This window comes from Streptomyces sp. NPDC058470, assembly GCF_042721055.1.
GTDB lineage: Bacteria > Actinomycetota > Actinomycetes > Streptomycetales > Streptomycetaceae > Streptomyces.
This window is the reverse complement of the sequence record NZ_JBHXMF010000144.1, coordinates 1-1,993: the sequence shown is the minus strand read 5'-3', so window position 1 is coordinate 1,993 and position 1,993 is coordinate 1. Positions and strand designations below refer to the sequence as shown.

Sequence of the window (1,993 nt, the reverse complement as noted above, 5' to 3'; positions counted from 1 at the left end):
CGGCCGGGAAGGCGGAGGAGGCCGGGGCGACCTCGTAGGAGACCGCGAAGTCCTCCGTCGTCTCCCCGAAGTTCCAGCCCGCCCGGAACGCCGCGATATTGGCGGCGGCGATGTCCGGTTTCTTCGCGAACTTGGCCTTCAGGAACCGCTCCGTGCCCTCCGTCGGCCGGTGATACATCCACGACAGCAGACCCAGCGCGAACATGTTCTTGCTGCGCTCGGCCTCCTTGCGGGAGAGGTCGAACTCCTTGAGCGCCTCGACGGTCATGGTGGTGAGAGGGACGGGGTGGACGCTGTAGCCGTCCAGTGAGCCGTCCTCCAGCGGATTCGTGGCGTAGCCGACCTTCGACATCGCCCGCTTCGTGAACTCATCCGTGTTGACGATGATCTCCGCGCCGCGTGGCACGTCGGCGATGTTCGCCTTCAACGCCGCCGGATTCATCGCCACCAGCACGTTGGGCGCGTCGCCGGGCGTGAGGATGTCGTGGTCGGCGAAGTGCAGCTGGAAAGACGAAACGCCCGGCAGGGTGCCTGCGGGCGCTCGGATCTCGGCGGGGAAGTTCGGAAGAGTCGAGAGGTCGTTGCCGAAGGACGCCGTCTCGGAGGTGAAGCGGTCACCGGTGAGCTGCATACCGTCACCCGAGTCACCCGCGAACCGGATAATCACCCGATCCAGCCGACGGAGCTCTTTCGCCCCTGCCGGTTTGCGCTGTTCTCCTACGACGGCTCCGTCGGCCTGTTCCGCTGCGCTACTGACCTGGCTGGTCACTGAACTGGACCTCCCTCGAGGCGGCTGTCTGGGAGCGGCCTTCCCGCAGGCCATCCCAGGATCAACCCTACGTCTGTAAGGGTCGCCTTCCCGGGGTCATTCGCACAGTGGACACCATTTTGAGACTGCTTGACAGCATGACTTGTCATGACTTGCCCGCCCCCGACGCTTCCCTTGAAGACGCTCCCGCTCATCCTTCGGTTCTCGTGCCGCTCGGCCGGCTCTCGTTCCGCCGGTACTCCCACAACCATCTGACACAGTGTCAGATGGTCAGGACTTCAGATAGGTGAGGACCGCCAGAACACGGCGGTGGTCCCCGTCGCTCGGGGAAAGCCCCAGCTTCAGGAAAATGTTGCTGACGTGCTTCTCGACGGCGCCGTCGCTCACGACGAGCTGCCGTGCGACGGCGGAATTGGTCCGGCCCTCGGCCATCAGCCCCAGGACCTCCCTTTCCCTCGGGGTGAGCCCCGCGAGCACGTCCTGCTTACGGCTGCGCCCGAGCAGCTGCGCGACCACCTCCGGGTCCAGCGCGGTACCCCCCTTGGCCACCCGTACCACCGCGTCCACGAACTCCCGCACCTCGGCGACCCGGTCCTTGAGCAGATAGCCGACGCCACGGCTCGAACCGGCCAGCAGTTCGGTGGCGTACTGCTCCTCCACGTACTGCGACAGCACGAGCACACCCAGTTCGGGATACGCCTTGCGCAGCTGTACGGCGGCCCTGACCCCCTCGTCGGTGTGCGTCGGCGGCATCCGGACGTCGGCGACGACGACGTCCGGCAACTCACCCCGCTCAGCGAACTCGGTGATCGTCTTGATCAGCGCTTCGCCGTCCCCGACCCCCGCCACGACGTCATGTCCGCGATCGGTCAACAACCGGGTCAGGCCCTCCCTGAGCAGCACTGAATCCTCGGCGATGACGACTCGCACCCTGTCCTCCACGATTTTCGGCCCCCCATTTGTACGACAGCCCCCCAGCATTCCAGCATTGGGACCGACTTGGGCCGGGGCGGCGAGGATTCAGCCCGCCGGCGTTTGAGGACGAGCGCGTTCAGCGCGATACGGGGGTGTGGGGGCGGAGCCCCCAGGTACGGGAATGGGTAGGGGCGGCGGGGGCGAAGAAAATCCCCCCCCCCCCCCCCCCCCCCCCCCCCCCCCCCCCCCCCCCGCCCCCCCCCCCCCCCCCCCCCCCCCCCCCCCCCCCCCCCCCCCCCCCCCCCCCCC

The 1,993-nt window shown here is 67.9% G+C and carries 2 protein-coding genes; both read right to left on the bottom strand.

Annotated features, from left to right (window positions below):
* On the bottom strand, positions 1-769 hold a 769-nt coding region (locus ACFWP7_RS42555), incomplete at its 3' end, for a 2-oxoacid:acceptor oxidoreductase family protein (protein ID WP_384394021.1).
* A gap of 270 nt (positions 770-1,039) precedes the next feature.
* The gene (locus ACFWP7_RS42550) at positions 1,040-1,699 is read right to left on the bottom strand and encodes a response regulator (protein WP_384394017.1); all 660 of its coding nucleotides are present in this window, start codon (positions 1,697-1,699) and stop codon (positions 1,040-1,042) included.
* Positions 1,700-1,993: the final 294 nt, after the last annotated feature.